General features: G+C 48.5%; 24 protein-coding genes. 13 read left to right on the top strand and 11 right to left on the bottom strand.

Translation table 11 applies throughout. The features are described from left to right. Nucleotide 1 precedes the first annotated feature (1 nt). From QU605_RS08935 to QU605_RS08920, 4 genes are all read left to right on the top strand, one after another. Nucleotides 2–1,435: an SLC13 family permease gene (locus tag QU605_RS08935; protein WP_289724942.1), complete on the top strand. Its 1,434-nt coding sequence runs from the start codon at nt 2–4 to the stop codon at nt 1,433–1,435. A 380-nt stretch (nt 1,436–1,815) separates the two neighbouring features. Beyond that, on the top strand, nt 1,816–4,302 hold the full coding sequence (locus QU605_RS08930; RefSeq protein ID WP_289724941.1) for a zinc-dependent metalloprotease: 2,487 nt from the start codon (nt 1,816–1,818) through the stop codon (nt 4,300–4,302). 193 nt (nt 4,303–4,495) lie between these two features. Next, nucleotides 4,496–4,660 (top strand): hypothetical protein, encoded by a 165-nt coding sequence (locus QU605_RS08925; RefSeq protein WP_289724940.1) that lies wholly within the window; start codon nt 4,496–4,498, stop codon nt 4,658–4,660. 137 nt (nt 4,661–4,797) lie between these two features. Further along, nucleotides 4,798–5,247, top strand: coding sequence for a DUF4890 domain-containing protein (locus QU605_RS08920; RefSeq protein WP_289724939.1), 450 nt, complete (start codon nt 4,798–4,800; stop codon nt 5,245–5,247). Between the two features lie 68 nt (nt 5,248–5,315). Here QU605_RS08920 and hemL read toward each other — a convergent pair whose 3' ends face one another. The 4 genes from hemL to QU605_RS08900 are packed head-to-tail and all read right to left on the bottom strand — an operon-like array spanning nt 5,316 to nt 8,688. After that, nucleotides 5,316–6,596 (bottom strand): glutamate-1-semialdehyde 2,1-aminomutase, encoded by a 1,281-nt coding sequence (gene hemL, locus QU605_RS08915; protein ID WP_289724938.1) that lies wholly within the window; start codon nt 6,594–6,596, stop codon nt 5,316–5,318. 4 nt (nt 6,597–6,600) lie between these two features. Continuing rightward, nucleotides 6,601–7,419, bottom strand: a complete 819-nt coding sequence (locus tag QU605_RS08910) for a glucosaminidase domain-containing protein (RefSeq protein WP_289724937.1) — start codon at nt 7,417–7,419, stop codon at nt 6,601–6,603. Beyond that, nucleotides 7,416–8,318 carry a 1-aminocyclopropane-1-carboxylate deaminase/D-cysteine desulfhydrase gene (locus QU605_RS08905; protein WP_289724936.1) on the bottom strand — a complete coding sequence of 301 codons (903 nt, stop codon included), beginning with the start codon at nt 8,316–8,318 and terminating at the stop codon, nt 7,416–7,418. Before QU605_RS08905 ends, QU605_RS08910 begins: the two co-directional genes overlap by 4 nt. 1 nt (nt 8,319) lies before the next feature. Next, nucleotides 8,320–8,688: a hypothetical protein gene (locus QU605_RS08900; protein WP_353655882.1), complete on the bottom strand. Its 369-nt coding sequence runs from the start codon at nt 8,686–8,688 to the stop codon at nt 8,320–8,322. Nucleotides 8,689–8,832: 144 nt separating this feature from the next. Between QU605_RS08900 and QU605_RS08895 the strand changes: the two genes are divergently transcribed. From QU605_RS08895 to QU605_RS08885, 3 genes are all read left to right on the top strand, one after another. Further along, nucleotides 8,833–8,997 carry a C1orf53 family protein gene (locus QU605_RS08895; RefSeq protein WP_289724935.1) on the top strand — a complete coding sequence of 55 codons (165 nt, stop codon included), beginning with the start codon at nt 8,833–8,835 and terminating at the stop codon, nt 8,995–8,997. Between the two features lie 60 nt (nt 8,998–9,057). Continuing rightward, nucleotides 9,058–9,645 (top strand): DUF4136 domain-containing protein, encoded by a 588-nt coding sequence (locus QU605_RS08890; RefSeq protein WP_289724934.1) that lies wholly within the window; start codon nt 9,058–9,060, stop codon nt 9,643–9,645. A 106-nt stretch (nt 9,646–9,751) separates the two neighbouring features. Then, complete coding sequence (locus QU605_RS08885; protein ID WP_289724933.1) at nt 9,752–11,506, top strand: aromatic amino acid hydroxylase; 1,755 nt, start codon at nt 9,752–9,754, stop codon at nt 11,504–11,506. Nucleotides 11,507–11,525: 19 nt separating this feature from the next. On the opposite strand, the gene QU605_RS08880 is transcribed toward QU605_RS08885, so the two are convergent. The 3 genes from QU605_RS08880 to alaS are packed head-to-tail and all read right to left on the bottom strand — an operon-like array spanning nt 11,526 to nt 15,719. Next, complete coding sequence (locus QU605_RS08880; protein ID WP_289724932.1) at nt 11,526–12,140, bottom strand: DUF4230 domain-containing protein; 615 nt, start codon at nt 12,138–12,140, stop codon at nt 11,526–11,528. Further along, complete coding sequence (locus QU605_RS08875) at nt 12,137–13,087, bottom strand: GSCFA domain-containing protein (RefSeq protein WP_289724931.1); 951 nt, start codon at nt 13,085–13,087, stop codon at nt 12,137–12,139. Before QU605_RS08875 ends, QU605_RS08880 begins: the two co-directional genes overlap by 4 nt. Nucleotides 13,088–13,097: 10 nt before the next feature. Next, the gene (alaS, locus tag QU605_RS08870; protein ID WP_289724930.1) at nt 13,098–15,719 is read right to left on the bottom strand and encodes an alanine--tRNA ligase; all 2,622 of its coding nucleotides are present in this window, start codon (nt 15,717–15,719) and stop codon (nt 13,098–13,100) included. A 101-nt stretch (nt 15,720–15,820) separates the two neighbouring features. Between alaS and QU605_RS08865 the strand changes: the two genes are divergently transcribed. From QU605_RS08865 to QU605_RS08845, 5 genes are read left to right on the top strand one after another with little or no spacing between them, the layout of a single operon-like run. Further along, on the top strand, nt 15,821–16,798 hold the full coding sequence (locus QU605_RS08865; RefSeq protein WP_289724929.1) for a M23 family metallopeptidase: 978 nt from the start codon (nt 15,821–15,823) through the stop codon (nt 16,796–16,798). Next, on the top strand, nt 16,798–17,127 hold the full coding sequence (locus tag QU605_RS08860; protein WP_289724928.1) for a MerR family transcriptional regulator: 330 nt from the start codon (nt 16,798–16,800) through the stop codon (nt 17,125–17,127). The genes QU605_RS08865 and QU605_RS08860 overlap by 1 nt, the downstream gene beginning before the upstream one ends. Before the next feature lie 35 nt (nt 17,128–17,162). Further along, nucleotides 17,163–17,765 carry a LemA family protein gene (locus tag QU605_RS08855; protein WP_289724927.1) on the top strand — a complete coding sequence of 201 codons (603 nt, stop codon included), beginning with the start codon at nt 17,163–17,165 and terminating at the stop codon, nt 17,763–17,765. Nucleotides 17,766–17,775: 10 nt separating this feature from the next. Next, entirely contained in the window at nt 17,776–18,213 is a 438-nt protein-coding gene (locus tag QU605_RS08850) for a TPM domain-containing protein (RefSeq protein ID WP_289724926.1), read from the top strand. Further along, entirely contained in the window at nt 18,194–18,997 is an 804-nt protein-coding gene (locus QU605_RS08845) for a TPM domain-containing protein (protein WP_289724925.1), read from the top strand. Before QU605_RS08850 ends, QU605_RS08845 begins: the two co-directional genes overlap by 20 nt. A gap of 160 nt (nt 18,998–19,157) precedes the next feature. Here QU605_RS08845 and der read toward each other — a convergent pair whose 3' ends face one another. Together der and QU605_RS08835 are read right to left on the bottom strand one after the other, a co-directional pair. Continuing rightward, nucleotides 19,158–20,459, bottom strand: a complete 1,302-nt coding sequence (gene der / locus QU605_RS08840; RefSeq protein WP_289724924.1) for a ribosome biogenesis GTPase Der — start codon at nt 20,457–20,459, stop codon at nt 19,158–19,160. 72 nt (nt 20,460–20,531) lie between these two features. After that, entirely contained in the window at nt 20,532–21,245 is a 714-nt protein-coding gene (locus tag QU605_RS08835; RefSeq protein WP_289724923.1) for an acetyltransferase, read from the bottom strand. Between the two features lie 139 nt (nt 21,246–21,384). Between QU605_RS08835 and QU605_RS08830 the strand changes: the two genes are divergently transcribed. Then, nucleotides 21,385–21,891, top strand: a complete 507-nt coding sequence (locus QU605_RS08830) for a GTP-binding protein (protein WP_289724922.1) — start codon at nt 21,385–21,387, stop codon at nt 21,889–21,891. Here the strand turns inward: QU605_RS08830 and era are convergent, their stop codons facing one another. Further along, nucleotides 21,892–22,779 carry a GTPase Era gene (gene era / locus QU605_RS08825; protein WP_289724921.1) on the bottom strand — a complete coding sequence of 296 codons (888 nt, stop codon included), beginning with the start codon at nt 22,777–22,779 and terminating at the stop codon, nt 21,892–21,894. Next, complete coding sequence (locus QU605_RS08820; RefSeq protein WP_289724920.1) at nt 22,766–24,133, bottom strand: alanine/glycine:cation symporter family protein; 1,368 nt, start codon at nt 24,131–24,133, stop codon at nt 22,766–22,768. Before QU605_RS08820 ends, era begins: the two co-directional genes overlap by 14 nt. Nucleotides 24,134–24,180 lie beyond the last annotated feature (47 nt).

Raw genomic sequence — 24,180 nt, 5'->3', positions numbered from 1 at the left:
CATGCACCTGTCAAAATCCATCGGATTAATTCTCGGGCCTCTACTATTTGTTGTGCTGAGCCTGATACCGGACCTGATACCCGGCCATCCCGAAGCCAATGCCGTGTTAGCCACGGCCAGTTGGATGATCGTCTGGTGGATTACCGAAGCCGTTTCCATCTCGGTAACTGCCCTGCTGCCCCTGCTGCTGTTTCCGCTCCTGGGTGTCATGCCGCTCACGGATGTAGGTGCGAATTACGGAAGTCCTATAATTTTTCTTTTCTTCGGCGGGTTTGTGCTGGCACTTGCTTTGGAAAAAGTAAATCTTCACCGAAGAATTGCCTTGACGATTATAAACCTGACGGGGACTACCCCCGAAAAAGTCATTCTTGGGTTTATGATTGCCACTGCCTCCCTGAGCATGTGGATCAGTAACACGGCCAGTACGGTCGTAATGCTGCCTATTGCCCTGTCCGTAATCCAACTCCTGATTCAGGACGAGGATGGCTTTACGAAAAAAGACAAGAATTTTGCCCTAAGCGTCATGCTGGGGATTGCATTTTCTGCAAATGCCGGGGGGATTGCAACGGTTATAGGAACCCCGCCCAATTCTGTTTTGATCGGGTTGTTGGAAAATGAGTACCAGATTGAAATTTCATTTCTGCGCTGGATGACCATCGGCCTTCCAATTTCGATCATCCTTATCGGGATTTCCTACCTGGTACTGGTCAAATGGATGTTTCCGTGCAGAGGTCTGAAATTCGGCGCATCCCAATCTGTGATCCGGGATGAATTACATAAACTGGGGCCGCCCAGTCCCAGGGAAAAAATGGTGCTTTACATTTTTGGAGTTACGGTGTTCTTATGGATATTCCGGACCCTGATCAACCAATGGATACCCGGTCTGGGACTCTCTGATACGGGCATAAGCATGCTGGCTGCGATTTCCCTTTTTGCAATTCCCTTCAATCTTAGAAAAGGGCAATTTATCCTCGAGTGGAAAGATACTACCCGTCTCGCATGGGGAATCCTGATCCTTTTTGGGGGCGGGCTCGCCCTTGCCCGGGGGATGTCTGCAAGCGGTATTGTAGATCTGGTTTCCTCAGCTATTGCCACTGCCGATGTGCCCATAGTTTTTACCGCATTCCTGCTGATCCTCCTCATGCTTTTTATGACCGAACTCATGAGCAATGTGGCCCTTGTAGCCGTCCTTGCACCCGTTGTCGCAGGTATAGCCATTGGCCTGGATATCCCAATGCTTCATCTGCTTATCCCGGTGACCATTGCGAGCAGTTGCGCCTTTATGCTGCCGATGGCCACACCTCCCAATGCAATCGTTTTTGCCAGTGGATATATCAAGGTTCACGAAATGGCCCGTGTAGGAGTGATCCTCAATTTCATTTCAGTGGTCCTGCTCGTACTCATCTTTCAATTTGTGATGCCACTCCTCTTCTGAAAAATGCAAAACCCCCGTGTTGACAGGGGCCTTCCAGCTAACTAATTCAAAAGTGGACCGTATTGCGCAGTACCATCCTATGTAGATGCCTTCAACTAATCTCAACACATAGTAATCGAGGCTGTTACATTAATAGACGTGATAATTGCCAATTTGTTACACGTTCTTGATTTGGGCATATCCCCTAAAAAGATTTTCCGGCCTTAAAAGGCCATTACCCTTTGCCGGCGAACAGCTTCCTAAACCCTGGAGGCCCATTAGTATTTTAAATTAGGGGTTCCTGACCTTAATATTCCATTAACATAAAATTCTCCTTAAAATTAAGTTCTTTGCGGGCGAACCTCAAAAATTACGCTCCAGAAATGTTTTTAAAACCCCCAATGCCGCTGGCTTTACTGGCCTTCCTCCTTTTCGGATCGCTTCAGCCGGCCAATGCACAACTCTTTAAAAAGAAGGAGAAAACCTCAGCGGAAACGCCAAAAAGCGAGGATAAAAAATCTAAAAACGGCATTAAGCCCTACGCTAAGGTTATCACCGAGGATGCAATAACAGACCAGGGCCTTTTTGATGTACACCAGATCGAAGACAAATGGTATTACGAAATACCAGACTCCCTGTTCGGACGGGAAATGCTCATGGTTAGTCGGATAGCCAAAACAGCTTCTGGCATAGGCTTCGGTGGTGGAAAAATTAATACCCAGGTCCTTAGATGGGAAAAAAGGCCAACCCAAGTACTCCTTCGTGTCGTCAGCCATGATGTGGTTGCCGCTGACTCCCTCCCGGTACACGAGGCTGTGGTGAATTCGAATTTCGAACCGGTCCTGTATGCCTTTGACATCAAAGCAGTCAAGGAGGATTCCCTGAATTCGGTTACCGTAATCCAAATGGATGAACTCTTCACCAAGGATGTAAAAGCGCTGGGTATGCCCGAACGCTACCGCAAAAACTATAAAGTGACCCGCCTCGATGACAACAGAAGTTACATAGAGTCCGTACGCAGCTACCCCCTGAATATCGAGGGCAGGCATGTAAAAACCTATAATGCCTCGAACCCCCCTTCCAACACAAGCCTTGGTTCCATTTCCATCGAAATCAATAATTCGATGATTTTGCTTCCGGAAGAACCCATGAAAAAAAGATATTTTGACCGCAGGGTAGGCTGGTTTGCCCGTGGACAGCTGGATTACGGCCTTGAAGCCCAAAAAAGTGAGACGGTTCGTTTTCTGGACCGTTGGCGTCTTGAAGTCAGGGAGGAGGACCTGGAAAAGTTTAACCGGGGCGAACTCGTAGCGCCTAAAAAGCCCATAGTGTATTACATTGACAGGGCAACCCCCAGAAAATGGGTCCCTTTCATTAAGCAGGGGATTGAGGACTGGCAGGAGGCCTTTGAAGCAGCTGGCTTTAAAAACGCGATTATCGCAAAAGACCCGCCAAGTCCTGAGGAAGATCCCGAATGGTCTCCGGAAGATGTCCGGTATTCCGTGGTCCGATATCTGGCTTCCCCTGTACAAAATGCCAGCGGACCCCATGTGAGTGATCCGAGAAGTGGCGAAATCCTGGAATCCGACATCAATTGGTACCACAATGTAATGAGCTTGCTCAGGGGATGGTTTTTTGTGCAAACCGCAGCGATTAACCCCGATGCACAAAAAGTCGATTTTGAGGATGCCGTAATGGGCCGATTGATTCGTTTTGTCTCTTCCCACGAGGTGGGACACACTTTAGGCCTTCCACACAATATGGGAAGCAGTGTTGCATACCCCGTAGATTCGCTCAGATCTGCCGAGTTCACAAAAAAGTACGGCACTGCCCCTTCTATTATGGACTATGCGCGTTTTAACTACGTAGCCCAGCCCGGAGATGAGGGTGTTGCCTTAATGCCTAATATTGGTATCTACGACAAATACGCGATCCGGTGGGGCTATAAGCCGCTTCCCGGTAAGAGTCCCGAAGAAGAAAAGCCCATTCTCGATGCCTGGATACTGGAACACGCCGGGGATCCGCTATACCGTTTCGGCCATCAGCAGATCGGAGATGTGGTGGACCCAAGTTCTCAAACCGAAGACCTGGGAGATGATGCCGTACGGGCGAGCACCTATGGCATCATGAACCTGCAGCGTATCGTTCCCAACCTGATCGAATGGACTGAAGAAAAAGGGAAGGATTACGACGATCTCGACGAGCTCTACGGACAGGTCATCAGCCAGTACAGGCGTTATATGGGTCATGTGTCCAACAATATAGGCGGGGTGTATGAAAACCACAAAACCTATGATCAGGAGGGGCCCGTTTACACCCATGTACCCCGTGAGCACCAGGAAAAATGCATGGAATTTTTACATGAACAACTGTTCGAAACCCCGGAGTGGCTGCTGGATAATGACATTTTCGGGCGTATTGAATACTCCGGAGCTGTTGAGCGGATAAGAGGGCTTCAGGTTCGTACCCTGAACAATGTACTGAGCCTGGGTAAAATGGCCCGTTTAATTGAGGATGAAGCCCTGAACGGGGATGACGCCTATAGCCTTGCCGAAATGATGAAGGATTTGAGAACCGGACTCTGGTCTGAGCTCTCTGATGGAGCCAAAATTGACACCTACAGAAGGAACCTCCAAAAAGCGCATATAGACCGGCTGCACTATCTGCTCACTGCAGAAAATCAAAGCAGGGCGAATGACCGGGGCGGGTACCGTAAATCCACAGCTTTAAATACGAGTCAGTCCGATATCCGATCTGTGGCCCGTGCTGAGCTCAGCCGAATTCAACGTCAGGCCCGTACGGCTGCAGGCAGAAGTTCAGATGCGATGACAAGGTATCATCTGGAGGATGTTGCAGACCGGATTGAAACAATCCTGAATCCGCGCTAGACCTGGCAGGAATCTGCGAAACTCCTAAAAAACCGATAAACGGCAATTTCGAAGGGCTTTTTCCAAAAGGGCTTTTCGAAGTTGCCCACAGGTTTTCACCCTTTCCCAACAAAATACCCCTGCCTTACAACAAAAGAAAAATAGGTGCTGTTTGAATTTCTAATTTGGATTCATAATCAAAACCCCCAAAATCATGAACTACAAAGTCAAAAGCCTGATTTATCTTTTTGCCTTTATCCTCAGTGCAGTCCTCTATCAACAGATGGATGATAGCACGGGTTCAGAACCGATTAAACAGTCACAGGAAATATCCATGAATGGGACCCTCGATTTCTCTGACCAGGATACCCTGCTGTAATCAGCACTGATTAAAGCGCTACACCCCGGCAATTCCCACATTACCACTTCTGTTAAATCTTTTACAAAATCAACACTACCCATTAAACGTGCAGGCTAAATGTGATTCTAAGGTAGAAACACCTTAAAATCGAACACATGAAAAAAGCTATTGCACTTTGCGCACTCCTTCTTGGTTTTGGAGTCCACGCACAGCACAAATCCCAAAAGCACTCCCAGAGGGGTGAATCTCAAACGCAACTTTCCACGGCGCAGCAGGCTACTATCGAATCCAAACGAATGACCCTTGCGCTCGGCCTGGATGAACAGCAGCAAGTCCGGTTGGAAGACGTGCTTAAAAAACACCTTGATACGCGTCTGGAGAGTCGTGAAAATCGAAAGCCGGAAGAAAACGATCACAAAGCTGAAGATTCGGAAGAGCGGTTTGCCCGGATGAATCAGTGGCTGGACAGGGAAATCGCATTTCAAAAAGACCTCAGGGGCATTCTGACGGATCCCCAGTTTGAAGCCTGGCACACTGAACACAAAAAGAAAATGGCTAAACGGAAGCACCGCTCTAAGTCCCGGAGAATGGAAGGACCCCGATAACACGAGCATAAAAAAAAGCAGGACCAGGTCCTGCTTTTTTATTTCTGTTACCGTAGTATCCTCGAGAGTTAACCCATGCTTTGAGAAGCCGCCTCAATCGCCAGATCGAGATCCTCGTAGGAAAGGGCGTCGTTGAGAAAATAGCTCTCAAATGCACTTGGCGGAAGGTACACCCCCCGGTCCAGCATTCCGTGAAAATAGGTTTTAAAGTAATCGTTATTCCCTTTGGCCGCAGATTCAAAATCCCGGACTTTGGCATCTGTAAAATGAACTGAGATCATCGAACCAAATCGATTGATTTGAACCGGCACATCTTTGGAATCGAGTGCCTTTTCGAGGCCTTTATGCAGGTAAGCCGTTTTTTGTTCCAGGCGGGTAAACACTTCAGGATCTTTCTCAATGGCAGTGAGCATTGCAAGCCCTGCTCCCATCGCAAGTGGATTCCCGCTTAGGGTTCCAGCCTGGTAAACCGGTCCTTCAGGGGCCAGATGACGCATAATTTCCCTTGATGCAGCAAATGCCCCGACCGGCAAACCACCTCCCAGGACTTTACCGAACGTAGCGATATCTGCCCGAATACCCAGGGCCTCCTGAGCTCCGCCCGGGGCAAGCCGAAATCCGGTCATTACTTCATCGAAAATCAAGACGATGCCCTTACGGGTGCAAAGTTCCCTCAGACCTTCCAGAAATCCTTTTTCAGGTGGGATACACCCCATATTCCCGGCCACCGGCTCAAGGATAAATGCGGCGATTTCTCCGGTATTTGCCGAGACCAGCGTTTCGACACTCTCAAGGTCGTTATATGTGGCCAGAAGGGTATCCTTTGCGGTCCCTGGGGTTACACCCGGACTGTTCGGGCTTCCAAAGGTAACCGCCCCACTACCCGCCTGAATCAGGAAGGCATCGGCATGCCCGTGGTAGCACCCCGCAAACTTTATGATTTTATCGCGACCGGTATATCCACGGGCCAGGCGTACGGCGCTCATACACGCCTCAGTACCACTATTGACAAAGCGTACTTTTTCCACATTTGGCACCATGGAAATGACCTTCTCCGCGAGTTCCGTCTCAAGGGCGGTTGGCATTCCAAATGACGTCCCCTTGCGCGTCCTCTCGATTACTGCCTCCAATACCGGTTCAAAGGCATGGCCAAAAAGCAATGGCCCCCAGGAAGCGATAAAGTCTACAAAGCGATTCCCGTCTTCATCGATAAAATAAGCGCCCTTGGCTTCCTTTACAAAAACAGGGGTACCCCCAACGGCCTGAAAGGCACGGACCGGCGAATTGACCCCTCCCGGTAATACATTATAGGCAGCGCGGAATAATGCGCTGCTGCGTTCATATCGCATAGTGTTATTTTACTTTTTGTGATGGAACTTTTAAGACCTGCCCTACGGAGATCTCATTGGATTTTAATCCGTTGAGGCGCATTAATTCCTCCACGGAGACATAGTGACGTCTTGAAATCGCATACAGGGTATCCCCTTCCTGAACCCTGTAGGAATTGTAACCGCTAAGGGAGGTATTGCGGCCTGACTTGTAGCGTTTACCGAGGACCTCGGCATCGTATTGATCAAGATCGTACCGTTCGATAAGTTCAATGAGTTTCTCGGGATACCGGCGGTCGGTGGCGTAACCCGCCTTTTTCAAACCCCGGGCCCATGCCTTATAGTTGTCCTGGGGTAAGTCAAAAAGGGAACCATATCTGGATCGGGTAGTTAGAAATAGACTGTGATCCCGGTAAGAATACATGGGGTGGTTATACCTGCGGAAACATTCATCCCGCTCGTCGTCATCATGCCGCTCGTAATCCCCTTCCCAGCCTACGTGGCATTTGATCCCAAAGTGATTATTTGTCTTTCTGGCGAGCTCACCCCTGCCAAAACCGCTTTCGAGCAATCCCTGGGCGAGCTTAATACTCGCAGGGATGCCATGGGTCCGCATTTCCGACTGTGCCAGGGGTGCAAAAGTCCGGATGTATTCCTCCGGCGAATCCACCTCTATAAAAACAAAAGTGTCAGCAGCTTCAGCTGCCTTTTCTGAAGATTTTTCCTTGGCCTTCGATGATTTTTCCGCCTTTCCCGATTTGTTGGCATAGGTCGTTTTTTTCTTGGAAATACAGCCGGTGAGTACCAGCAATGAAAGGCCTGCTATCCCAATAATCCGTCTCATAGATGCAACAAAGGTAAGTTCTTTTTCTTCAATTGCATATTCATCCCGGCAATTCCCTGAAGCCCTCCGGTGTGGATAGCGAGTATCTTACTACCCGCAGGCAGGAGGCTAAGGCCGATTTCCTGAATAATTCCGAAAACCATTTTTCCTGTATAGACGGGATCCAGGGGAATCCCTGTTTGTGCTTTGAAATCATTGATAAAGGAAATCAGTTCGTTGGTGATTTTACCATATCCGCCAAAATGATACTGGGAAACAAGAGACCAATTGGTCTGCGGAATCCATTTTTTAAGGGCTGCTTCAAAGTCAGCCGCCCGAAGTGCCGGAAATCCCAGAACGCGCTGTTGCTGATCCGCCGATCGGACGAGTCCTGCAAGCGTGCCCCCTGTTCCTACCGGACAACAAATATGGGTAAAGGCATCATCTGAGGCTCCGAGAATCTCTGCACATCCTTTGACAGCTAGTTCATTTGTACCCCCTTCCGGGAGTACGTATACCGGTCCTAAATCCCGCTCAAGAGATTTCAGAAAATCCGGTTCAGCCTTGAGCCTGTAGTCCTGCCTGCTGAGGAATCTGAGCTGCATTCCCCAATCCCTGGCCTGGGTCAGGGTCGGGTTAAGCGGTTTCGCTCCGAGTTCGGCCCCCCGCACAAAACCAATGGTCTGAAACCCGTATTGCCTACCCGCCGCAGCCGTAGCATGGAGGTGATTTGAGTAAGCCCCTCCAAAGGTAACCAGGGTTTTGTACCCCTGAGCTCTGGCATTTTCAAGGTTGTATTTTAGCTTTCGGTATTTGTTTCCGGAGAGATTTGGAAAAAGCAGATCTTCCCTTTTGATGTGCAGCCCGATTTGGTGTTGTTTGAGAATCGGCAAATGAACCTGCACTGAATCCGCTTCCACTTTATGATGATATTGGATTTACAAAGAGGTATTTCAAAGCCTGATAAGGCTTTCGCTCCTGCAGGTATTGCAGGTTTTGTTCTTCCATGTAAGCCTCGCGCTCAAAGCTGATATTCCGATACGCCCGGTAAAAATCCAGATAGTACAAACTCTTTAGAAGCCATTCCACGAGATAGAAAATATAAAAAAACACCAGAAAGAGTTCAGCTTGTTGCCTGAGGTGAATTCGCTCGTGATTGATAAGCGCCTTATCGGATTTCAACGCCTTACTTCGTAAAATGATAAACGGCCACAGGCCAAGGCCCACGTAACTGCGATAGAATAAATGTCGGAATACCAGAATCATCTGCTGTAAAACGTGTCCCTGCAAATATATTGCTTAATCTGTTTTGAATTCGCCCAGGTGAAAGGGATGTTGGATAAACTACCGGATCTGCGACAAAGGGAAAACCGCTTTTTTATGCATTTCACGTATTTTTGAACTTCCAAAGAACCTGAAGAATTCACGCTACCCATGCAAAAAAATATTCCGCTTGAAGAAGGGGATTTCTACTGGACTCCGGAGGGATACCGGGTTTTCACGGCCCAATACCTTCTAAAACGGGGTTATTGTTGTGAAAGCGGCTGCAGGCATTGTCCATATGGCTTTGATCCAAAAACGCAACGGCGGCCGAAATAGGTTTTTCGGCATAGATTTTGAGGTAAAAAAGGTAATTTAGTAACGCCAATCCATCGCCCTATGAATTCATTTTTCAGACTTCCAATGCTGTTGCTGGTCCTCGGACTTTTCCTGGGGGGTTGTTCCTCTGTTGATGTCCTGACAGATTACGACCAGACCGCCACATTTGCCAATTATAAGACTTATGCCTTTTATAAAACCGGGATTGACCGCGCACAGATCTCAGATTTGGATAAGCGGAGAATCCTCAGAGCTATAGAGGATGAGATGGCGCTGAAAGGTTTTGTCAAGTCCGAAGACCCGGACCTGTTGGTGAGTATTTTTACCACCGAGAAGGAACGGGTAGATGTCTACAACAACGTAGGCTGGGGCTATGGCTGGGGTGGCGCCTGGGGCTGGGGGTACGGTCCCGGATGGGGCTGGGGGCCTGGATGGGGCTATGGCTGGGGGCCCAGCGTAAGCACCAGTACAGAAGGAGCGCTGTATATCGATTTGATCGATACCCGCCAGAAAGAACTGATCTGGCAGGGACGGGGTCAGGGAACCCTCGGCAATACGAGCAATATTGAGAAAAAAGAGGCGCGGATCCGGGAATTCGTCTCCAAAATAATGGAAGCCTACCCCCCGGAAATCATCGCTTCCCGATAGTCGGCTGTAAAAATTACAACCCCTGATGCAGTCGGGGGTTTTCTTTTGTGCGGCGGGACGTTCTGCTGCCGAATTTGTATCTTTAGGTCGTTACAAAAAGTGTTTTATGCGATACGAAAGCAATCCGATCCTGGATCGACTGCCCACCCACCTGCAGCAGTATATCAAACCACAGAATTACGAGGATTATTCCCCAGTGGACCAGGCCGTTTGGCGTTATGTAATGCGCAAGAATGTAGACTACCTCAGCCAGGTGGCCCATAAATCTTACCTGACCGGCCTTCAGAAAACCGGTATCTCGATTGAGCACATCCCCAACATGTATGGGATGAACCGGATTCTCAAAGAAATTGGGTGGGCGGCAGTTGCCGTTGACGGCTTTATTCCCCCGGCCGCCTTTATGGAATTTCAGGCCTACAACGTGCTGGTGATCGCTTCCGACATCCGACAATTAGATCATATTGAATATACTCCTGCCCCAGACATCATCCATGAAGGCGCTGGGCATGCCCCGATTATTGCGAATCCCGAATACGCAGAATACCTCAGGCGCTTCGGAGAAATCGGGTGTAAGGCCATTTCAAGTGCTAAGGACTACGAACTCTACGAGGCAGTTCGCCACCTCTCGATTATCAAGGAGGCTCCCGGGACTTCGGAAGAAGCCATTAAGGAAGCTGAAAATCGGATTGATAAACTCCAGAAAAACATGGGGCCGCCCAGCGAGATGGCCCTTATTCGAAACCTGCACTGGTGGACCGTGGAATACGGTTTAATCGGATCCCCCGAAGCGCCGAAGATTTACGGTGCAGGTCTCTTGTCTTCCATTGGGGAGAGCAGCTGGTGTATGACCGATAAGGTTTCGAAAATCCCCTATTCTATAGAAGCCGCCCATACTTCATTCGATATCACCAAGCCACAACCTCAACTTTTTGTCACGCCCGACTTTGCCTTTTTGAGTCAGGTCCTTGAGGAGTTTGCCAATACCATGGCCCTGAGAAGAGGTGGACTGGACGGGCTTAACAAACTAGTCGATTCTCAGGCCCTTGGAACTGTAGAGTTAAGCACGGGGCTCCAAATTTCAGGAATATTCTCGCGCGCCATCTCTTTTGAAGGCAAACCCGCTTACCTGATGACTTCAGGCCCCACAGCCCTGGCATACCGGGAAAAAGAACTTATCGGTCACAGTACCGCTTTTCATCCTGATGGATTTGGTACTCCGATAGGGAAGCTCAAAGGCATAAACCTGGCCATTGAAGATATGAGCCCCCGAGACCTGAAAGCCTATAACATCTATGAAGGAGAGCGTGTTGAACTCGAATTTGAGGGTGGGATTCGCATTCAGGGGGAGATCATAACAGGAACCCGAAACCTGAGGGGAGAAATCATACTGATCACTTTCAAGGACTGTACCGTAAGCCATAAGGATGAAATTTTATTCCAGCCGGACTGGGGTCTTTATCATATGGCTGTTGGAGAAAAAATTGTATCGGCCTTTAACGGTCCGGCGGACCTGAGCAGTTTTAATCTGGTCAGCCATGTACCTGAAGAAACAACCATAAAGGTTGAGCGGGATACGAAACGGGAACAGCTCGAAAGGCTTTTTGGACAGATTCGTGGGTTCCGCGAAGGGACCAATACGACGATTTCACGGAACAAAGTTTTTCAGGAACTGAAATCCAAGCATCCGGATGACTGGTTGTTATCCATTGAAATCTATGAATTGGCAAAAGCTGATATGAACGAGGACTTTGCCAGTGAGATACTTCAACATCTGGAAGCGGTTAAACTTCGCCGGCCGGAAGTAGGCCACCTTATCGATGGCGGCATCTCTTTAATAGACGACAGCAAAGTAGTTCTTTGAGTCAACCCGGGGAAGGTTCCTAATCCAGAAGGAGTTCCCCGAAAGGCAGGGATTCCAGTTTTTGGTCCTGATATACCAGCGTCCAGCCCAAAGACCGTGTAAGGACATAGAAATCAGCCAATTCGCTCAGGAGTCGATTACGGGCATTGCTTTCCAGGGTAGACATCTGGACTTTTTTTGAAATTGAGGCAATCACTCTGGACTTGACCTTGTTGTAGTCCTCTGCTTCAAAAGGGTTAAAGTAATCCGCACTGACATCGTAATACTCGATATCCGGGTCAATTCGGATCTCCGGTTCCGGGATGTCCTCAATATAGAGGGTTTTGTTCAGCGAATCGATGCGATAGGACAGCTCACTCAGGTCATAACTCACGGTAACCCTTGCATTAACCACGACCAGAGCCCGCTTATCCGCTGTAAAAAAAGGGCCGAAAAGCTCCCGGCTGTCCGCGTAACTAAAGACCTCGGAAAAATGTCCTTCCGTAACCACCAACTTGGAAACCTGTTCGATCTGCGAGGCAATGAGCGCGGATTCAGAGGTGACCCCTTCCCGGGTATTTTCGGACCACTGGCAGGAACGATATACCAAAACAAGGGCCAGACAGACTACAAAACCTACAATAACTCTTCTCATAGATCAAAATGGATAAAAGGGTATTCCTCCTTCAGTTCATTTGCTTTTTGCCGAAGCGCATCCCCGGATTCAGACACTGAATCTGATCCCTGATTGAGCACACGGTGTCCGAGTTGTTTCCGAATCGATGTTACCCGTTGCATCACCGGCAATGCCTCCTGATCTATCCAGGAGTCCATAAATTTTTCCCATACGTAATCCACGGCCTGCTCCGAAGGATGAATCAGATCCCTGTTGTAAAATCGATAATCCCGCAAATCATCCATTAGCAGTTCGTAGGCTGGAAAATAGTGAATTCGATTTGCATCGACCACCTCGTGGACTGCCGTTAGCAGGTGTGCTTTGCTCCGCTGATTTTCCACAAGGCCATCCCGGATATGGCGCACCGGGGAAACCGTAAACAGGATATGGCACGAATTGTTGATTTCCTGTACCATCGAAACCGTGGACTCCAGAGATCGTATTAACTCAGAAACAGGTGTAAGTTCACGCCTAAACTCCTTCTGAGGCAGCTTGTGACAGTTGGCTGCCAGGATATTGGTCCTCTGATGCCTGAATGCAAATGCAGTGCCCAGGGTGAAGACCAGGTGGGATGAATTACGAAGGCTGTCCCGCAGGGATAACAGAGCCTGGTTCATTCCATCCAAAGTGTGCTTTTTTGAAGTTTGAGCCAATCTGGAGTGGGCCTCCAGGGATCTCCAAACCTGTTCGTTTTCAAAGAGGTCTGCTTCAGTAAATTGTTTTCCTTCTAAGGACCTGCGAAGCAGCCGCTCCATGGGAATTGGATGAAAGAGGACGCCGAACGGGTTGGCCAGATGCCTGAACTGGTAATAGTCCAGTTTTTCCCCTAATTGATTTGCGAAACAAGAACCTAAAACAAGTACCTGGTCCTTATAGCCAATAGGACGGGATCCTTTAACAACCTCAACTTCTGTTCGCCATTTCATCCGAGTCTGTTTAATCCGCAGCCAGGAATGCTGTTGCAGCCTCCAGGGCTTTGGGGATTCCGGAAGGGTCTTTTCCACCGGCCGTAGCGAAGAACGGTTGCCCACCGCCTCCGCCTTTGATATGTTTGCCGAGTTCCCTTACAATTTTACCGGCATCCAGACCACGCGCTTTTGCCAATTCCTTGGAAATATAGCAGCTGAGGACCGCTTTCCCCCCCCGGTCAGATGCGAGCAATAAGAACAGATCATCGTAAGCGGATCCGAGCTGGAAGGCCAGGTCCTTTATCGCCCCCGCCTCCAAATCTACACGTGTCGCCAGGAATTTGAGGCCGTCAACCTCTTTAACCTGACCTTTGAGATCTTCCATGATAAACCGCGATTTCTCGCGAACCAGTAGTTCAAGCTCTTTTTTAAGGCCGGCGTTCTCATCCTGCAAACTGGAAACGGCCGATACGGGATCCGAGGTATTCCTCAAAAGGCCCTTAATCTCTTCGAGCGTCTTGTCGTTTTTGTCGTAATAGGCCTGAACCGCATCAGAAGTTATGGCTTCAATCCTGCGAATTCCCGCGGCTATAGCTCCTTCTGAAACTATCTTGAAATGCCAGATATCAGCCGTGTTTTCTACATGGGTACCTCCACAAAGCTCAATGGACTTTCCAAATCGAACAGTCCGTACCCGATCCCCGTATTTCTCTCCGAAAAGCGCAATTGCGCCTTCGTCAATCGCTTGTTGCATAGGGATTTCCCGCTGTTCTTCAAGCGGGATCCGCGCGCGGATCCGACCATTGACAAATTGCTCCACAAGCCAAAGTTCTTCTTCGGTCATTTTTCCAAAATGAGAAAAATCAAACCTCAGGTATTTGGAATGCACAGCCGATCCTTTCTGCTCGACGTGATCCCCGAGAACCAATCTCAAACCCTGGTGGAGCAGGTGGGTAGCCGAATGATTACGCGCCGTTCGCATTCGCTGTTTCTCATCGACGATGGCCGTATAACTGTCTTTGAGGTCCTTTGGAAGCGTTTTAGTAAAATGCAGGATTTCATTGTTCTCTTTGCGGGTATCCTCTATATAGAATAATTCCCCGTCTCCCGTTTTCAGGTAACCCTTATCCCCTACCTGTCCGCCACCTTCGGGGTAGAAAGGAGTGCGGTCAAATACCAGTTGATATAAGACCCCTTCCTTTTTGGTATCCACACGCCTGTACTTGCGGATATGAATATCTGCCTCCAACTGATCGTATCCGAGGAATTCCGTGGTGTCCCCTTCAGCGAGGACCACCCAGTCTTCACGTGAAACCTCCGAAGCGGCCTTTGATCGGGATTTCTGTGCCTCCATGGCCTTGCGAAACCCGGCTTCATCCAGGGAGTACCCCCGTTCGCTAAGGATTAGAGAGGTAAGGTCAATCGGAAATCCAAAGGTGTCATAGAGTTCGAAGGCCTTTTCTCCGTCCATTGTTTTGCCTTTGGTCCCTGACAGGATTTGCTCAAGTCGAGAAAGTCCCTGCTCGAGGGTCTTAAGAAAAGAAAGCTCTTCTTCCCTGATCACGTTCTCGATCAATTGCTGCTGGTCTTTTAGTTCCGGATAGGCCTCCCCCATGGTGCGAACCAGCACTTTCACCAGATAATGCATAAAGGGTTCCTTAATTTTCAAAAAGGTAAACCCATATCTGATGGCGCGCCTGAGGATTCTCCGGATTACATAACCCGCACCCGTATTCCCGGGTAGTTGTCCGTCGGCAATGGCAAAGGAAACTGCCCGGATATGATCTACAATGACGCGAATGGCCACATCGGATTCACTGGACTTTCCGTAGAGGTATTTCGAAATCAGTTCGATGCCATCGGTGAGGGGCCTGAACAAATCCGTATCATAAGTGGACCTCACACCCTGCAAGACCATGCAAAGACGCTCAAAGCCCATCCCTGTATCGATATGGCGTTCCGGAAGCGGCTCGAGTGTACCGTTCGCTTTACGGTTAAACTGTATAAACACGAGATTCCAAACTTCTACGACCTCGGGGTGATCCATATTGACCAGGCTTGCCCCCGGAACTTTCTTTCGTTCCTCATCCGGACGGATATCCACATGGATTTCCGAGCAGGGTCCAGCCGGGCCCTGATCTCCCATTTCCCAGAAATTATCCTTTTTAGAACCCATCAGGATGCGTTCTTTGGGAAGAATCTCCTTCCAGATATCATAGGCTTCCTGATCGAGCTGCAGATTGTCCCCATCCTTACTTCCTTCAAATACGGTCGCGTAGAGGCGATCCGGAGCGATGTCGCATTCCTCTGTAAGAAACTCCCAGGCCCAGGAAATGGCTTCCTTTTTAAAGTAATCCCCGAAACTCCAGTTCCCGAGCATCTCGAACATGGTGTGGTGGTAGGTGTCGTGGCCGACCTCCTCCAGATCGTTGTGTTTACCGCTTACCCTCAGGCATTTCTGAGTATCCGCAACCCGGCGGTACTGGGGGGTATTGACCCCGAGAAAATACTCCTTGAATTGATTCATACCCGCATTGGTAAACATCAAGGTGGGATCATTCTTCATCACCATTGGTGCAGACGGGACGATTCGGTGATCTTTTTCACTGAAAAATGTCAGGAACCGATTGCGTATTTCACTGGAAGTCATTTGGGATACAGGCTTTATTTAAAGTTCAGATTTTGTGCCAAACAATTTCTATATTTGTCTAAAGCGGATGGAACCGCACAAAAATAGGATAAATTACCTATATGACTAAGGTGAAGTACTATTACGATCCGGACACTTTGTCCTACCGGAAAATCGAACCTAAAAAGTCGAAAAAAATCCGGAACATTCTCCTGTTCTCAGCGGGCTCGATACTTTCCGGATTCCTTGGCTTACTCCTATTGCTCAATGTAAATATCCTAAATACCCCAAAAGAGCTTTCCCTTCAGCGTGAGGTAAAAAACTATGAACTGCAATTTGAGATTTTAGATCGCAAAATGCAGCAAATGGATGAGGTCCTTGCCAATATTGAAGAGCGGGACAACAATATTTATCGCATTTATTTTGAAGCAAATCCAATTCCCGAAGAGCAGCGAAGAGCTGGATTCGGTGGGGTAAACCGGTACAAATCCCTGGAGGGTTTCAATAATTCGGATATGATTATCGAAACCACAAAGCGAATGGAGATCATCCAGAAACAAATGGTTATTCAGTCGCGATCGCTGGACGAAATCACAAAACTTGCTGCGGAAAAGGAAAAATTATTGGCATCCATCCCCGCCATCCAGCCCGTAAACAATGCCGAACTGACCCGGATGGCTTCAGGCTTTGGCTGGCGTTCTGACCCTTTTACCAAGGCGCGCAAGATGCACTGGGGTATGGATTTCACCGCCCCAAGGGGTACCCCTATTTATGCTACCGGAGATGGGAAAATCACACGGGCGGACAACCGGGCCTCGGGCTACGGAAAGCACATACGGATTGAGCACGGATATGGGTACATGACCATTTACGCACACCTGAGCCGGTATAATGTAAAAAGAGGACAGGAGGTCCGGCGCGGAGACCTCATCGGATTTGTCGGAAGCACTGGGCGTTCAGAAGCCCCACACCTCCACTATGAGGTTTGGAAAGACGGTGAACGCATCAATCCGATTAACTTTTACTACGGCAGTTTAACGGCCGAAGAATTTGAGAATATGCTCAAGTATGCCAGTCAGGAAAACCAATCCTTGGATTAATGCAAGTAGACCTACCGGAAAAGCGATATTACGGCATTGGCGAGGTAGCCAGGGCCTTTGATGTGAACACTTCCCTGATCCGCTTCTGGGAGAAGGAATTCGATGTCCTTCAACCAAAGAAAAACGCAAAGGGGAATCGCAAATTCACTCCGAGGGACATTCAAAATCTCGAATTGATCTATCATCTGGTCAAAGAGCGTGGTTTCACCCTGGAGGGTGCAAAGCTCCACCTAAAGGAGAATCGTCAGAAAAGCATGGATACCTACGATATTATTCGAAAACTGGAGTGGGTAAAAGCGGAACTGATAAAAATCAAGGAACAACTTTAAACGATTTAGCAACACACTTTTTAATTCAGAACATTATGAAAAAATGGTTAATTCCGCTGATAGTCATACTGGTAGTAGGAATCGGCTTTTACCAATGGGCGGTAGGTTTCAATAATACGGCCGTGGAATATGAAGCAAATGCGAAAACGGCATGGTCAAATGTGGAAACGGCATACCAGAGGCGTAACGACCTTATCGGGAACCTCGTCAAGACCGTTCAGGGCGCTGCTGACTTCGAAAGGGGAACCCTTACGGATGTCATTGAAGCGCGGGCCAAAGCAACTTCAACAACCATCAATCCCGAGAATCTGACAGCTGAGAATCTGGCTGCCTTTCAGCAGGCACAGGGAGGTCTTTCTTCTGCCCTCTCGCGACTGCTTGTCACTGTGGAGCGCTATCCCGACCTTAAGGCCAATCAGAATTTTCTGGAACTACAGTCCCAGTTGGAGTCTACTGAGAACCGGATTAATGTAGCCCGATCCAGGTACAATGAGGCGGTCAATGTTTATGACATACACACCACGAAATTCCCGAATAAAATTCTAGCCGGCTGGTTTGGATTTGAGGAGATGTCTCGTTATCAATCAGATCCCGGATCTGAAAATGCCCCTGATGTAGAATTCGATTTCAACAATTAGCAGTTTCCCCATGAGCGAAGTAGAACGGTTCCTCAGTGCTTCGGAAGAGCAGGAGATCATCCAGGCAATCCGCGAAGCGGAGCAGGATACTTCAGGGGAAATCAGGGTTCATATCGAGAATGGCACCGGTACCGACCCCATGGAACGGGCCAAGGTGTTATTCCATGAACTCAAAATGGACAATACACGGAATCTGAATGGGGTATTGCTCTATATCGCCGTCCACGACCACCAGTTTGCGATTTGCGGAGATCGTGGTATATGTGCAGTGGTACCCGAAAATTTCTGGGATAGTACACGCGATCAGATTCAGTTGCATTTTAAAAAAGGGGCCTTCAAAGAAGGAATTATTGCCGGCATCCTCAATGCCGGGAAGGAATTACATGCGCATTTTCCTTGGAATCCAGAGGATACAAATGAATTGACCAATGAGATTTCTAAAGGCTAAAGCCGCACCAATTATTATTTTTTTGCTGCTGGTTTTACCGGCCAGTGCCCAATATGAAATCCCGCCAAAACCGCCGCTCACACAACAGACCAGTGTATACGATTATATTGGTTTGCTGGACGCAGGGCAGAAATCGAGCCTGGAGCAGAAGCTTATCCGGTATTCGGACAGCACCTCTACACAGATTGTCATGGCCATTATCAGTTCTACTGAGGGCGAAAACATACAATATCTGGGTGCCCAATGGGGAGAGGCCTGGGGAATCGGACAGGAAAAAGAAGATAATGGAATCCTGATCCTCCTGGCACGTGATGACCGAAGGATTGCGATTAATACAGGCTATGGGGTCGAGGAATTCCTGACCGATGCCCTTTCGAAGCGTATTATCGAAACGATTATTATCCCCGAATTCCGAGGTGGTGATTATTACGCCGGCCTCGATAAGGGCGCTGACGCTATTTTTCAGGTACTCACCGGACAGTTTACCACTCCCCCGAAAGTGAATTCCGATCAGGGATTCCCATTCGGAGCTATGCTTCCTTTTATCATTTTTATCATCATCATTATCATCCTCGCTTCCCGTAATAAAAGGGGAGGCGGAGGAAACCGCGGTCGCAAAGGACGGGGTCTCGATATTTGGGACATGATCATCCTCAGCAATATGGGACGTTCCGGTGGCTCCGGCGGTGGCTTTGGCAGCGGTGGTGGCTTTGGTGGAGGCGGCTTTGGCGGTGGCTTTGGCGGTGGCGGTTTTGGCGGTGGCGGTGCCTCAGGAGGATGGTAACACCTTCATTGAAAGGTCAGGCAGAAAACCCTTCACTTTATGTAAAGGTCCCGGGATTTTAAAAAAAGGTTTATTAACCTGATACCAGGAGTCTGCATGAATATTACATCAACCGCAGGGACAGTCCGCATGTTCCCAAAATTCCAGAGCGGTCCTGCCTTTATTTCTTACGCATAAATATACTTATGGGGACACCTGTAAAATCAAAGTGCTCCCGGATTTGATTCTCCAAAAAACGCTTATAGGGATCCTTTACGTACTGAGGCAGGTTACAGAAAAATGCAAACTGAGGGTAGTTTGTTGGCAACTGCGTACAGAACTTGATCTTGACGTATTTGCCTTTTAAGGAAGGAGGCGGCCTCCTTTCTATGATCGGCAGCATAATGTCGTTCAGTTTGCTGGTCGGAACACGCCGGGCTCGATTGTGGTAAACCTCCACGGCCGTTTCCAGCGCCTTGAGGACCCGCTGCTTATTCTTCACAGAAATAAATACGATGGGTACATCCGTAAAAGGTGAAATGACCTCTTTGATGTGTCTTGTAAACTCCTTTACAGAATCCGTATCCTTCTCTACCAGATCCCATTTGTTGACCAGAATGACAATTCCTTTATTGTTCCGTTGGGCCAGCCAGAATATGTTCTGTACCTGTCCGTCGAAACCCCGGGTTGCATCGAGCAGCAGAAGACAGACATCCGAATGCTCAATAGTTCTGACCGAGCGCATGACCGAGTAGAACTCCAAATCCTCCTTCACCTTGGCCTTTCGACGAATTCCTGCTGTATCCACGAGCTTAAAATCAAACCCGAATCGGTTATAGGTAGTGTCAATACTGTCCCGGGTAGTTCCGGCGACATCGGTGACAATATACCTTTCCTCCCCTAAGAGGGCATTTATAAAAGAAGATTTACCTGCATTGGGCCGACCCACAACCGCAAAGCGGGGGAGATCGTCCTCAGGGAGCGCAGCATCCGGCAAAACAAGGGCCAGGGCATCGAGGAGTTCTCCCGTGCCACTGCCGTTTATACTGGAGATCGGATAGATTTCCCCAAGGCCCAGATTGTAAAACTCGACAGCGTCTTCCCGCCGTTTCGCATTGTCCACTTTGTTGACGACCAGAAATACCGGTTTTTCTACCTTGCGAAGCAGGCGGGCAACATCCTCATCCATCCCGGTAATGCCCGTCTCCGCATCTACCATAAAAAAAATGGCATCCGCTTCGGCTATGGCCAGTTCTACCTGACGGTCGATTTCCTTTTCAAAAACATCTTCGCTGCCCACAACATACCCCCCCGTATCGATAAGGGAAAATTCCTTGCCGTTCCAGTCACTTTTGCCGTAATGTCGGTCACGGGTGACCCCGCTCACAGAATCCACAATGGCCTCCCGCCTCTGTATCATCCGATTAAAGAGGGTGGATTTGCCGACATTGGGCCTTCCCACGATAGCTACGATTCCAGACATATTCTAGATTTGGCCACAAAGGTAGTGTTTACCTGCAGATATTAAGGGGTACTTCGGTGTCGGAGAAAGACTTTAAGCAGTAAAGTTCAGACGTGATTGGAAGGCACTTTCATCTTTGCCACCTCCCAGGTAAGGTTCTCCTTCCATACGACTTCGAATAATACGGGCCGGACTTCCAAAAACCACAACCCGATCAGGGATATCATCGATAACCAGCGATCCAGCTCCAACTACACTTTGAGAACCTATATGAATACTTTCAATTACGTTCGCCCCAAGGCAAACTGCTGAACATTGTCCCAGGTAGAAATTTCCACCACAGGATACCCCCGGTGCAAGACTGGAGAATTCATCCATAATTCCATCATGATCCAAGGTGGCCCCCGTATTTAGGATACAGTGGTCACCAATGGATGAATTTGCATTGATCACTACCCTGGGCATTATGACGTTACCATGGCCCAAAAACACATTCCTGCCGAGGATGGCAGATGGATGAACCGCGTTTATAAAAATAAAACCAGGTACCATCCTTTGAATTAATTGGACGAGTCTCCGACGAGTCCAGTTATCACCTATCGCTACCACGCCGCCGAAAATTCTATGGCGCTCTATAAGATGAAGTAGGTCAAATTCGCTTCCCAAAACTTCATATCCGTATTTTTTAGTACCTTTCTTAATATAGGAATCCACAAACCCTACAGGTCTGAATTCCTTGCTTTTTTCAAGGATATCAAGAACCACACTGCCATGTCCGGAAGCGCCAAAAACGAGAATGTTTTTCATTAAGTGTGCATTTCATCGATAAAATGATACCGTTCATCGATATTCCAAATATAGAAAATTCTATTGATCTCTGTGATCGGTTTGTCAAATTCTGTAACAAAAGAGCATCTTTAGCACGGATGAAGCCCTGAAACCTCGTATGGAAAAGCACTCACTCATTGACCTTCCAAATGAAATCGTATTGCGGCCCAGGTTTCAGGATTCGCTGGACGAGGTGGCGTCCGTTGTACTGATGCGCCTGGAGAAATCAGCCGAAAACCCCATCCTGGTCAAACGGATGGACGACCATGTATTTATCAGGTTTAATGATTCAGAGCGGCATTTCTGGTCGCCTCAATTACAGCTGGAAGTCCTGGATGAGGAACAGGGCGGGTGTAAGGTTTATGGACTCTACGGGCCAAACCCAACCTTATGGACCTTCTTTATGTTTCTGCATTTTGGAGTTGCGACCCTCTTTATCATCCTGGGGATCTGGGCGTACACCAGCGCATCGCTTGGCAGACCCTATGGGGTATTAATCGGGGGAATGGCGGCCATGCTTGTAATCTGGTTTGCCTTCTACGCCTTCGGCCGTGCGGGTCGTGCTAAAGGGAAACCACAGATGCACCAGCTTTACCGGTTTTATCAAAATGCGTTGAAAGCGTAATTATTTGGAGTTATACCCGAAACGCCTCAATTGCCGGGTATCGCTACGCCAGTTTTTATTCACCTTGACAAATAGTTCGAGAAACACTTTTTTATCAAAAAAGACCTCGAGATCCTTCCGGGCTTCAGAGCCGACGCGTTTAAGCGCACTGCCTTTATGCCCAATAATAATCCCCTTCTGCGAATCGCGTTCGACCATGATCACGGCACCGATACGGATCAGTTCTTCGGACTCTTCAAAACGTTCCACTTCGATTTCCACAGAATAAGGAATCTCCTTTTTGTAGTGTTTCAGGATCTTTTCACGTATAACCTCGCTTACAAAAAACCGTTCAGGTCTATCGGTCAGTTGATCTTTATCAAAAAAAGCGGGGCCTTCCGGCAGTAATTCCAGAATCCGGTCAAAAACCGGTTGGATGTTAAAACGTTCAAGGGCCGAGATTGGAAAGATTTCCGCTTTGGGCAACAAATCCTTCCAGTAGGCCACCTGCGTTTCCAATTGTTGCTGGTCTGTAGTGTCAATCTTATTAATGAGTAAAAGCACCGGGGCCTTGCTATGCCGTATCTTCTCCAGAAAGCGCTCTTCCTTCAAACCCTTCTCGCCTATTTCCACCATATAGAGCAAAACATCGGCATCATCAAGGGCTGTCCGCACAAAATCCATCATGGATTCCTGAAGTGCATAGGCGGGTTTGATTATTCCTGGAGTATCTGAAATAACCATTTGAAAATCTTCCCCGTTGACAATACCCAGGATCCGATGACGGGTAGTCTGCGCCTTGGAGGTGATAATAGAAAGTCGCTCCCCTACCAGGGCGTTCATAAGGGTAGACTTCCCCACATTCGGGTTGCCGATAATATTTACAAAACCAGATTTATGTGCGCTCATCTTTTAATTGGGCAAAATAACGTTTCATCTCGCGGTTTACTCTTGGAGCAAGGTACAGGACCGCCAGCATATTGGGTATACACATCAGTGCGTAAGCCAAATCGATCAGGTTGATCACAAGGTCCACAGAGGCCACGGCTGCAAAGGTAATGGTAGCGACGTAGTAGTAATTAAAATATTTGCCAATTTTTGGGTTTGTGAGAAAGGACAAACACTTCACCCCGTAATAGGAATAGGTAAACAAGGTGGAGAGCGCAAAGGCACTTACCACAAGCATCAGGAGCACATCTCCATATCCGAAAAGGGACTTTTTAAAGGCGATCAGGGTCATCAGGATCCCATTGCTTTCAGCCTCCAGATACGCCCCGCTCAATAGGATTACAATTGCGGTAAGGGTGCAGACGACGATGGTATCGATAAAGGGCCCCAACATGGATACGAGCCCTTCCTGAATGGGTTCTTTGGTTTTGGACTGTCCGTGGTACATGGGTGCACTTCCCAAGCCGGCCTCGTTTGAAAAAACAGCCCGTCTTACCCCTAGGATCACAAGTCCCCAGAACCCTCCGGTAAAAGCAGTTTTAAAATTAAAAGCCTCGGTAACGATGAGTTTCAGGGCCGGAAATATTTCCCCGGCATTATTGACCATAATGATCAAAACCGCCACAAAGTATAGCAGTACCATAAAGGGAACAATGGCCGTTGCGACACGGGCAATTTTTTGAAGCCCCCCGAAGATTACAAAGGACGTGATGATGGAAAGGGCAATACCTATGATCAGCTTCCAGTTGAATTCCCCGAGGGCAGCCAGGGTCGTATCCGGGTCCACGACATTCATAAAGGTCTGGGTAAACTGGTTTACGGTAAATACGCCCAAAAACCCGACCAGGCCTGCAATACTAAAAAAGACGGCAAGGGGTCTGGCCCGAGGCCCGATTCCCTGTGTGATGTAATACATTGGGCCACCCTGCAGATTCCCTGTAGCATCCGTATGCCGGTACATAATGGCCAGGCTGCAGGAATAGAATTTGATGCACATTCCTATTATTGCCGTCATCCAGATCCAGAAGATAACTCCGGGGCCTCCCATATAAATGGCAATGGCCACTCCCGAAATATTTCCAAGCCCAACGGTTGCTGCCACTGCAGAAGACAAGGCCTGCAGGTGGCTAACTTCACCCGGGTCATCCGGATCGTCGTATTTTCCTGCGGTTATTCCAATGGCGTGCCGGAAATAGCGATAAGGCCGGAACCTGGAGTATACGGCCAGAAATAAGCCGCCACCAACAACCATAATGAGCATCGCCCACTCCGCATATGGTATAAGATTGGAAAGAAACTGGTCGATGACCTCCATTGGCTACGCTAATGAGATCGAAGGTAGGGATTTTCATAAAATCCCTG

Source organism: Robiginitalea aurantiaca (assembly GCF_030380815.1).
Taxonomy (GTDB): domain Bacteria; phylum Bacteroidota; class Bacteroidia; order Flavobacteriales; family Flavobacteriaceae; genus Robiginitalea; species Robiginitalea aurantiaca.
The sequence above is the reverse complement of the archived record's forward strand: the minus strand, read 5'-3'. Positions and strand labels throughout refer to the sequence as shown.

What these genes read in the sequence shown, in the direction of transcription:
- QU605_RS08935 (WP_289724942.1), top strand. Translation starts at nt 2, where the DNA reads ATGCACCTGTCAAAATCCATCGGATTAATTCTCGGGCCTCTACTATTT.
- QU605_RS08930 (WP_289724941.1), top strand. Translation starts at nt 1,816, where the DNA reads ATGCCGCTGGCTTTACTGGCCTTCCTCCTTTTCGGATCGCTTCAGCCG.
- QU605_RS08925 (WP_289724940.1), top strand. Translation starts at nt 4,496, where the DNA reads ATGAACTACAAAGTCAAAAGCCTGATTTATCTTTTTGCCTTTATCCTC.
- QU605_RS08920 (WP_289724939.1), top strand. Translation starts at nt 4,798, where the DNA reads ATGAAAAAAGCTATTGCACTTTGCGCACTCCTTCTTGGTTTTGGAGTC.
- hemL (WP_289724938.1), bottom strand. Translation starts at nt 6,596, where the DNA reads ATGCGATATGAACGCAGCAGCGCATTATTCCGCGCTGCCTATAATGTA.
- QU605_RS08910 (WP_289724937.1), bottom strand. Translation starts at nt 7,419, where the DNA reads ATGAGACGGATTATTGGGATAGCAGGCCTTTCATTGCTGGTACTCACC.
- QU605_RS08895 (WP_289724935.1), top strand. Translation starts at nt 8,833, where the DNA reads ATGCAAAAAAATATTCCGCTTGAAGAAGGGGATTTCTACTGGACTCCG.
- QU605_RS08890 (WP_289724934.1), top strand. Translation starts at nt 9,058, where the DNA reads ATGAATTCATTTTTCAGACTTCCAATGCTGTTGCTGGTCCTCGGACTT.
- QU605_RS08885 (WP_289724933.1), top strand. Translation starts at nt 9,752, where the DNA reads ATGCGATACGAAAGCAATCCGATCCTGGATCGACTGCCCACCCACCTG.
- QU605_RS08880 (WP_289724932.1), bottom strand. Translation starts at nt 12,140, where the DNA reads ATGAGAAGAGTTATTGTAGGTTTTGTAGTCTGTCTGGCCCTTGTTTTG.
- QU605_RS08875 (WP_289724931.1), bottom strand. Translation starts at nt 13,087, where the DNA reads ATGAAATGGCGAACAGAAGTTGAGGTTGTTAAAGGATCCCGTCCTATT.
- alaS (WP_289724930.1), bottom strand. Translation starts at nt 15,719, where the DNA reads ATGACTTCCAGTGAAATACGCAATCGGTTCCTGACATTTTTCAGTGAA.
- QU605_RS08865 (WP_289724929.1), top strand. Translation starts at nt 15,821, where the DNA reads ATGACTAAGGTGAAGTACTATTACGATCCGGACACTTTGTCCTACCGG.
- QU605_RS08860 (WP_289724928.1), top strand. Translation starts at nt 16,798, where the DNA reads ATGCAAGTAGACCTACCGGAAAAGCGATATTACGGCATTGGCGAGGTA.
- QU605_RS08855 (WP_289724927.1), top strand. Translation starts at nt 17,163, where the DNA reads ATGAAAAAATGGTTAATTCCGCTGATAGTCATACTGGTAGTAGGAATC.
- QU605_RS08850 (WP_289724926.1), top strand. Translation starts at nt 17,776, where the DNA reads ATGAGCGAAGTAGAACGGTTCCTCAGTGCTTCGGAAGAGCAGGAGATC.
- QU605_RS08845 (WP_289724925.1), top strand. Translation starts at nt 18,194, where the DNA reads ATGAGATTTCTAAAGGCTAAAGCCGCACCAATTATTATTTTTTTGCTG.
- der (WP_289724924.1), bottom strand. Translation starts at nt 20,459, where the DNA reads ATGTCTGGAATCGTAGCTATCGTGGGAAGGCCCAATGTCGGCAAATCC.
- QU605_RS08835 (WP_289724923.1), bottom strand. Translation starts at nt 21,245, where the DNA reads ATGAAAAACATTCTCGTTTTTGGCGCTTCCGGACATGGCAGTGTGGTT.
- QU605_RS08830 (WP_289724922.1), top strand. Translation starts at nt 21,385, where the DNA reads ATGGAAAAGCACTCACTCATTGACCTTCCAAATGAAATCGTATTGCGG.
- era (WP_289724921.1), bottom strand. Translation starts at nt 22,779, where the DNA reads ATGAGCGCACATAAATCTGGTTTTGTAAATATTATCGGCAACCCGAAT.
- QU605_RS08820 (WP_289724920.1), bottom strand. Translation starts at nt 24,133, where the DNA reads ATGGAGGTCATCGACCAGTTTCTTTCCAATCTTATACCATATGCGGAG.